Origin of the sequence: Paenibacillus sp. P3E (assembly GCF_001909045.1) — a bacterium.
GTDB lineage: Bacteria > Bacillota > Bacilli > Paenibacillales > Paenibacillaceae > Paenibacillus_AQ > Paenibacillus_AQ helianthi.
The window spans coordinates 1-8,637 of the sequence record NZ_LVWH01000034.1; the positions used below are offsets into that span (position 1 = coordinate 1).

Annotated in this window: 11 protein-coding genes; all 11 read right to left on the bottom strand. The window is 41.2% G+C overall.

From position 1 onward, the window contains the following. Positions 1 to 675: 675 nt before the first annotated feature. The gene (locus A3842_RS05245) at positions 676 to 1,113 is read right to left on the bottom strand and encodes an SMI1/KNR4 family protein (RefSeq protein ID WP_083609486.1); all 438 of its coding nucleotides are present in this window, start codon (positions 1,111 to 1,113) and stop codon (positions 676 to 678) included. A 1-nt stretch (position 1,114) separates the two neighbouring features. After that, positions 1,115 to 1,420 carry an HNH endonuclease gene (locus tag A3842_RS33185; protein ID WP_305953371.1) on the bottom strand — a complete coding sequence of 102 codons (306 nt, stop codon included), beginning with the start codon at positions 1,418 to 1,420 and terminating at the stop codon, positions 1,115 to 1,117. 15 nt (positions 1,421 to 1,435) lie between these two features. Further along, positions 1,436 to 1,624, bottom strand: a complete 189-nt coding sequence (locus A3842_RS33190) for a hypothetical protein (protein WP_256701521.1) — start codon at positions 1,622 to 1,624, stop codon at positions 1,436 to 1,438. Between the two features lie 140 nt (positions 1,625 to 1,764). Then, entirely contained in the window at positions 1,765 to 3,186 is a 1,422-nt protein-coding gene (locus A3842_RS31445; RefSeq protein ID WP_256701522.1) for a hypothetical protein, read from the bottom strand. Positions 3,187 to 3,240: 54 nt separating this feature from the next. Next, the gene (locus tag A3842_RS05265) at positions 3,241 to 3,618 is read right to left on the bottom strand and encodes a hypothetical protein (protein WP_074100689.1); all 378 of its coding nucleotides are present in this window, start codon (positions 3,616 to 3,618) and stop codon (positions 3,241 to 3,243) included. Positions 3,619 to 3,630: 12 nt separating this feature from the next. Continuing rightward, entirely contained in the window at positions 3,631 to 3,840 is a 210-nt protein-coding gene (locus A3842_RS31865; protein ID WP_143186166.1) for a hypothetical protein, read from the bottom strand. 1,307 nt (positions 3,841 to 5,147) lie between these two features. After that, entirely contained in the window at positions 5,148 to 5,615 is a 468-nt protein-coding gene (locus tag A3842_RS05280; protein ID WP_074100690.1) for a DUF6985 domain-containing protein, read from the bottom strand. Positions 5,616 to 5,633: 18 nt separating this feature from the next. Then, entirely contained in the window at positions 5,634 to 6,254 is a 621-nt protein-coding gene (locus A3842_RS05285) for an HNH endonuclease (protein WP_083609487.1), read from the bottom strand. Positions 6,255 to 7,077: 823 nt separating this feature from the next. After that, positions 7,078 to 7,302, bottom strand: a complete 225-nt coding sequence (locus A3842_RS33705) for a DUF5704 domain-containing protein (protein WP_371915983.1) — start codon at positions 7,300 to 7,302, stop codon at positions 7,078 to 7,080. A gap of 164 nt (positions 7,303 to 7,466) precedes the next feature. Then, positions 7,467 to 7,637 (bottom strand): DUF5704 domain-containing protein, encoded by a 171-nt coding sequence (locus A3842_RS32370; RefSeq protein WP_178382294.1) that lies wholly within the window; start codon positions 7,635 to 7,637, stop codon positions 7,467 to 7,469. A gap of 132 nt (positions 7,638 to 7,769) precedes the next feature. Continuing rightward, on the bottom strand, positions 7,770 to 7,907 hold the full coding sequence (locus A3842_RS32375) for a hypothetical protein (RefSeq protein ID WP_178382295.1): 138 nt from the start codon (positions 7,905 to 7,907) through the stop codon (positions 7,770 to 7,772). Positions 7,908 to 8,637 lie beyond the last annotated feature (730 nt).

The following is an 8,637-nucleotide window of genomic DNA, read 5'->3' on the forward strand; positions in this document are numbered from 1 at the left end:
GGCTTGCATTGCAGTCGAGTTTACGGACATCTACGGGAATTAGCGATGGTAGGCATTACCTGCACATCTCATATCAACTGACCTTCGTTTCAAAGTCAAAAAAGAATACACTAAGAATCTAGTGCGTTATTGCTACGGTCAGACTCTTATACATCGTACGCAAATAAGTTGGATGAGGTGTGTATCTTTGAATTCAACTTTATCCTGATATTGCATATGAAACAACTCACGATTCTTCACTGCACCTTAATTATCGTTGCAAGTGTCAGTTAAATTGCGGACAAAGTCCTATTCTTTTAATAACACCTTACTTAAAGTTGTCTGTCTTGCTATCCGTCTTGGAAGGTGCGGTTCTATCTTCCTCCCTCTCACTATCGCTACAGGGTATCTAAAGTTGCGAGTGAAATTGAAAAAACTACAAGAAAGCGAACATAACAAAAAGCTGGTCAATCATGGTGGTATCTGACCATAATCGACCTGTTATATGTAACGCTTGAGCGTTAATTAGGTTATACTAATCAAGCATTTACGTGCGTACAAAGGAAATCAAGAAATCATGTAGCGGTATTACATGGGTTAAGTGTGCTAATGGTTGAATCATGGGTTCAATCGGCACTGGGTAGCCCACACAAAAAAATAACTTTTATTCCAATGCATCGAAGAATAATAATCTAATTATTTTCCCATCTCATCGTATAGTTTCTCTAAAAATCCCTCAAAATCCTTAGTAAGGAAGTACATATTACTCATATCCTCTGGGTTTTCATCATGAATCCAAAAATAAACATTCCCAAAATGCTTTTCAGTAAGACCTAAACAAATTTGATTTCCACCCGAATCATCTGCAATTGGAATAAAGCCAATATCCATTATATCGTCAAATATATCAATTTTCTTGTCTAAATTGTCATACATTTCACCAATACCATAGAAAATATTTACCATACCAATGCCTTTCTCTTTAGAAATATTAAAGTAATATGGTCTAGGATAACCCCCATTGTATTTCAATAAAAATTCTCGATATTGTTGGGGAAGTTGAACTTCGATTATTCTTTCAAAGTCTTGAAGTCTAGATTCTGTTAAAACTTCATTGTCTCCTTGTATCTCCAATTTAATCTCCTCCAGTTCCATTTACAATGGACTGTCCGCCCATGTGTTTAAATTCGTCATGTATATCTTTTTCAACTAGTACCATTGTCTTTCCATCCTCAAAATGATGCCAAGTGTATCCTTCTGGAGGCTTATTTTTTTCTGGCACAGATGGATTAGATGATTTACTAAGCCCTGCCTCTGTGTTTGCCGCCTCATAGTCTTTTGGATAATTTTTAGGTTGTGCATATTCAATTTCTACTGGTTTTACATTAGGGTGATAATATTTTGAAAAATCCGGGAATCCATTGGGATAACTTATCGATATTCCACTTTTGTTAGTCTACGTCCAGACTCCTTTTTCATCAATAGAAATATGCCCACCTTTAGCATACCATCTTTCTGGAATTCTAGCGTACTTGGGCTCTGTCTCCATTATCTCTTCTGTGATATCTGATAGTTCTAATTTTCCTGTCTTTTTACCCGTCCCCTTAATACCATTCCCACCCTTTTCTCTACGGAATATATCCATCTCATTATCGAAATGGATTTGTACGGGTGTCTTTGGAAGTGACTTTGTACCCGTCTGAATATCGTCAATCCTGAATTGAAATCCTTCATTTGTACTGAATAATGGCGATTGACCAGGAATCTTAAATTCTTGTACTGGATCTATAGTTTTCGGAAACTTCGGAATTCCGCCGCCTGTTGGAAGCAAGGACTTTTCGACTGGCCAAACAACAATGTTACCATTCCCAGACTGTTAAGCCAATGGTCAGCTGACCAGGCTTCTTCTGGATTGAATGCTCTCTTCGCCATCTCAACGGTCCCGAGCGTCAACCAATCCGCGAACTTCTCCGTCGAATCAAACATATGGTCAGATCGGGCTTTTGCTCCCTCATACGCTGCAGTGGGAAGATCCCCTGTTACCCCTATCGTCAGCCAATTGAAAAAGTCATAGGGGGAATCTATCGCCTTTTCTGCACGGGTTCTTAACGTATCTACAAACCCTGTCCCAATCTCTTTGAAACTGTCCAATGATTTAAAGAAGGCATTCTTTGTCTCAGTGGCTTCCTCTTTTTCATCCGGCGTTTTTGTTGCAAACAGATTATAGCTTCCTAATTGGACGATCGAGGAAGTTAATTGGGCAACGTCCCCCCAAGCTTCTGCACCTTTGCTCGTCATCACATGCACTCTCAAATTGACCCCAGTGGCGATCATTTGCTTCATAGTAGCATGAATACCTTCCAGTTGCCCCTTCGCCCAATTGCCCTTGTCCCCTTTCTCCATCGCTGTCCGCAGCAGCAGTTGATACGTCTCATTCTGCACTAGCGGTACATTACCCGACGTAATTGACGGATCGTAGTCACACGCCTTCACCGCCGGTTGCTTGAAATACGCGCTTAGATCTTTCCCCGCCTCATATTGAACCTTGTCTACGCCTAGGGACTCCAGCTTCTTACGCGCATCCTCCGCCAGCTTGTGCATCGCATCCATTTGTGTTTGATTTCCAAAAACTTCGTATACCTCGAAGGCTGTCTGCGCCTTCGCGATCAGATTCCGCGCTTCGTTGATATCATTTAGCTTGCTTTGCGCTGCGATACCTTCTACGGTCTCTAGACCGGACTTTTGAAGGATGTCCCGAAGATTCCTTACCATCGGATCGCTATCCAGTTCATCCCGGCCTATTAGGGCAGCAATGGAGGAGATCAATTTCGTCGCTGCTTTCTGAGCAAAGGTTGGAATCGAATACCTCCCTTGGCTTCCGTTCCCCCCAAAACTTCCCAACATGCCTGCAAAGAGGCTGAACGGCTGGGTGAGCTTGCTGGTTTGCCGCTTGTTCTCTTCCTGAACGTTTTGGACACCTTGGACCGCGCTCCGAATGAGATCCTCCAGTTTTTCTGCTTCCACCGTCAGTTCATTGATGAGCACCTGGGCCTGCACCAGGTTTTGTCCTAACGGAATACCGCTCCAGTTGTTGGTCTGGCCTTTCAACTGCAGGTATAGCTGATTCGTGTCCTGGCTCACCAGACCTATTTTTGTTCGCAGGCGCTGAACTTCATCTACGCTAAATACTAGCTTCGTTGACGCCATGTGCTTCCCCCTCAACCGAAACAAGCGTGTATAGAGATTATTTCTCAAAAAGATCTATATTGGTTTCCGAGTGATACTTAATTCCACTTCATTTTTTTGAACCCACTTTTGGTACACGCCTCTATCTACCATTTCCATACCTAGCTGTTCACAAATTTTATAATCCATGTAGGTTGCAATAATTAACAATTTATCATCTGAATCTTCAGTGACAACAAATTGGTAGTTCTTATATTTCGCTTGGTAATATTTCTTATATATATCCGTCAACTCAGTTCTCTTAACTTTTTTGATGTACTTTAGTCCTTTGTACAAAATAAATCCTCGATTTAGAACTGCAGGGTCATTCGAACGCAAAACAACTTCTTGGTCATTAGCGATACCCGCTTCATACTCGGTTCCGTTGTATAGAGCGTATATATTCTCCTTCATAATTACTGCCTCCTAGGGATTAACTTTTATAAACTGCCCCAAAATCACATCATAAGTGGCTAATAGAACTTCTGAACCCTCTTTGCTTACTTCGTATAATTCCGCTCCATCAAAAAGTGACAGATATCCATCATACTTATACTCTGGGATGGACTGGTCATTTGTCGCTTTAGTAAAACCATTACCAGTAAAGGGCTGTGGCTCTGAAACAATCCCTCCCATTTCATTGCTATAGGGTATTTTTATATTTGAAGACTCTGGTGTTTTGAATTTTATGACTCTTAATATTTCATCTGTGCAGCATTGAATTTTGTACCAGAGTAATCTAATCTTAGACGTTATAGATGTTCATATAATCTTCTAATTGAGTTACATCAGAAGCTCTATAACCCCATACTTGAACATACGTTCCATCAAGATATTTTGCTATGTCTTCATTAGGTATAACCCTTTGCATTATTGTCGTGTTATCAGGCATGGGGATACTGGTTTTCCATGTCATTCAACCATTGATATACTGCCATGTTCATCATCCTTTTCTATGTTGTCAGAAGCGATGTTCCTTCAATTTCTCTATACGATTAAGGTAATGTGACAGTTAAGACCCCTGTAAAAGAAAATCCCCCGCAAACGGCGGGGGGATAGGTTAGTCAAACAAAGGCAAGTATTTACGGTAGAAATCGATATGATCGTCGGATAGCCGCCAATCATACCGATTAAGAAACTGAGCAACCTTGGCTAAGACCTGATTCGATGAACGACATCATTGTGTTTAGACTTAGTAAGGTAATGTACGAGGCTTAGCACGACTTGTTCCTGTGATATCGGGTCTTTGACGTACTTTACGAAGATGCCGACAAGCTCGTCCATATCATCAGAATAATGTCCTAGGAAGTTCTCCTGCCGCATCAGGGCTAGGGCTGTGCCTAACGGTAGTCGTTTCATGGATTCGCCCCCTTCTGCGGCATCGGGGGCGGCTAGCTTTTGCTGAACGCTCTACTTCCTCCGAGAGAGATACTGCCACTGTACTTCCTGTTCATCATAGCCATTCTGTACCATGACATTCAGGATGGCGCGGGGGAAGGAATCAGTGTAGCCGTACAAGCAACTTCGAAACCTTTCCTATGAGATATCATGCAGGACAACAAACGCTCGATGTACTAGCCCTAGCTTCTGAATGCATTCTTTGACTGAGTGTTGCATGAATGCTTTCTCCTTTCAAGTTGTCTCCCTTTATAGGTTAGACACTCTACAGGTAGGAATCACACCAGACATACATAAGCATAGGGCATTTTGAAGTCATGAATTTGTCACATCGGGAGTAATCCATGAATATCAAGACAGCTTAGTTATTAACGGTAATTCCCGAATGGATTCGATTAAATTTCCGCATCCCGTCACACTATTTAGATGATTTACCGATTAGGTTTATTCTTCGCACTGGCAAGAGAACCTGAATTTGCTTGGCTTCATTATCTCCCGCCCGCTTAATGGACGGTGCGCGGTGCACTGACTGGCTTATTTGGCTACTAAATTACAATATCCTGGTATCCTACATCAACCACCTCTTCATTCAATAAACGAAGTCCCAGTCCATTTTCCTGGTCCCATGTGCAATTAAATAGTATTCCAATATCTCGACCTTCTCTTATATCTCCATATGGAACCACAATTCCATCTAGAGCAATCATCTCAAGAATTTGGTCACTTGTTTCGACTAAGGGATAATTTTCATTCTGAGCGATATCGTAACCCAATTCATGTCGCTTTTGTCGATAATAATTTAATATTGGTTCAAGGATACTTTCATGCAATTGCTCCCAACTCTTCATTAACGCTTGGTATGCCACGTACTGTTCTTCATCAAATTCCCCATCTTCTTCGCCATCAATCATTAATGTAATATCAGTTTCTCTTCCGAAAAAAAGAATAGTAGTATCCTTAGACCAACTATAGTTATACTCAAGATCACCAAAGATTGGATCATTTTTTTTCATTTTATTACCTCCTTTTGTTTATTTGGCAAAACCTCCAGGTTCAAATGCCCCTGCATTAATCTCTCCTACACCGCCAAGATGTCCAAACGTACTGTTTATATTTGTTGGCACAAGTTGCATTGTTTTTACGTCATTTAATTCATGCCATGTTAAGTTGTTTTTTTCACGATAAATCTTTATATCCCTTGCACTAATTTTACCAGACTCCATTCCGAATTGGCGTGCTAATTCAGGAGAACTATTGAGTTGCTCAGCCAATTTTGAATCTGTTTGAATGAAGTTTTCCCTTCGTGCTTTTCCTCCATATGTTCCTTTTCCGCCTAGCATATATTCGATTTCTACTTGCGCTTTTGCTACAGGTGAAAAGTCAGGTACAGCATTATTATATTGTATACCGTCAATGCCAGCCTCCTCTAATACTTTTTGTACTTCAGGATCAGGTGGCGGCTTAAGAATACACTTAGATTCGCCCCTAGTTCCTTCAAAACCAACTTTTGGATTTTCAGGTGCAGGTGTCTGACTAAGTCTTGCTTCATAAGAACTGGCAAATTCAGTTTGCTTGGAAGCAGGCGGAGTATTATCAATCTTACCCGTCCCCTCAATACCATTTCCACCCTTTTCTCTACGGAGTATATCCATCTCATTATCGAAATGGATTTGTACGGGTGTCTTTGGAAGTGACTTTGTACCCGTCTGAATATCGTCAATCCTGAATTAAAATCCTTCATTTGTACTGAATAATGGCGATCGACCAGGAATCTTAAATTCTTGTACTGGATCTATAGTTTTCGGAAACTTCGGAATTCCGCCGCCTGTGGGCAGCGCTTTATGGAAAATTCAATATACTTTGCTGTAAATAATGTTCCTTCATCTAGCCGCATCTTTGATCACTTCACTTCATGAAGGGTTGTATTTTCAAAAAAACTGGAAATTGAATGAAACATTTCAAGTTTTATCATGAATACCACTCATCATCTAAAAATTCCTCATCAGCATTGCTAGGTTCTATATTTCTTATGTATATGAATCTTTTTATTTCTGACCGGACCAACGCTTGATCCTTACTTTCAATTAAAAAACCTCTATGATTATTCCAGGTCATATCAACCTCCAGTACTATATCCAAATCCCGGCACCATTCTATAAAATCATACATGATCATTGTGAAACAAACGTTGAATTTACGAATTGAAACCCAAACACCTATTCTGCCATCTGCAAAATCTTGTTGACGTAATTTTAAATCTCCACTTAAGAACCACTTAGTATTTTGATAATGCTTCTCTTCAAAAATAATTTATACCTCCCATTGTTTGTATAGTCCTGTCAGTACATCCATCCTGGTTGACTGGCTTATTTTCGTCTAAAGACGCTGGACTTCATCCGCATTGAATACTTGCTTCGTTGATGCCATGCCCTCTTCCTCTGCATCTAATAAACCCTGACAAATTAGTACCAACAGTTACCTGACCGTACAATACTCAATAAAATACACTTTCCGTGCGGCCTCCTCGGGGTCGAGCAGAGTTTCAATTACAGCCGCCCCAGCCGGTACACCTTCTCCATAATCCCCACATCCTGTATGGACTGCTCCTGCAGCCCTCGGGGTAATGTGAACTGCTCCTCCCGGTAGCGCATAGTTCTCCATGCGTGCATGATCAATTCGATAGACGGATAACTGATCTATTTGCCAGTATGCATATTCCCTTGGTGTTCAATTCAAATTCATGGGTTTTGTCAAACTTCCCCGTTTTAGGTTTTGGTGGTTAGGGAGTCTTTGTTCCGTTTGGTCCCTTAAGATCCGGCTGTGCTTCCTCCCATTTCGTCACATATGTAACTTTTATGCTGCATTTATACCGAATCAAACCCTGTCATATTGGCAAAGGTATGCTCAAACAAATAGTTTTTACCCAAGGCATTGGCGTATAAATTCTCTGAGGTGGGAATCCCCGTCGGCGCATCAAAGTGGATTCCATACGCAGCTTCATCGCCAAGAATCCCCCCGTTCGCATTCGGTTCCATAAATGACGTTTGCGGGGCCGTCAGGATATTTCTTTAGATTTGTAATTTCCTCAGGTGTAAAATTCAGTTTACCTTCGGCTTGAGTAGCTTTACCCGTCCCCCCAAATACGGGTCTCCTCTATCTCCTTTGCTTTAGCTTCGATTTCCGCTAATCATTAGATCTCCCACACCAGCAATAACGATATTGAATCCCACAGCCGCTATTCGCTCACCCAGACTTTGCTTTCCATCATCCCTGAAATCATTGAACGCGTCCATTGCTTCGTCCACGGTCCCGCTACCACCGACTTCATTAAGGTGGGTGAGAAGTTCCCCACTGCACCTGAGGTTTTTACACTGTTCAAATACTTCAACGGTAGGCCTATGCTGATGAGGTTCCCCGCCAATTATCCTGCATTCTTTCCATACGGATTATCCGTCGGGTCAACATCCCCTACCGGTTTGGGTCCCATAGTCCAATCCGTAATTGTCCCTGCCATTCCATACGATGCACGTATCGATTGCATTCACCAGGATATTGCTTCCGCCTTCCAGAATATTGGCAAGCATCTGGTTTCCGACACCACTTCGCAACATCTACAAGAAGACGAAAATAACGAAAAACAGTTCAATCATGGTTGTATCTGACCATAATCGACCTGTTTCTTGTAACGGAATAGCGTTATTCAGGGTATTAAATTAAGCATTGATGTAAGTTCAAGTAAAATGACGAAATACTTATACGGGTATTACTTAAGTCCAGTCTGCTCGGGCTTAGCCGCTAGACTTACTCAGCACTGGATGGGGCTACTTTCATCTACCGCTGTTTAGCATATAATAGATTCAATTTCAAAGATTATACTTTATTTCCATGACAGATTCGACGCGGTTTGAAAATTATTTTTATTTAATGATGATCCTGTAATCCCTATCTGTAATAATAAACTTGCCAGTTAAATCGATGGATAAACCCTCATATTTTTCGTTAACCATTTCTTTAAGTGTTAGCATATCTAGCCCC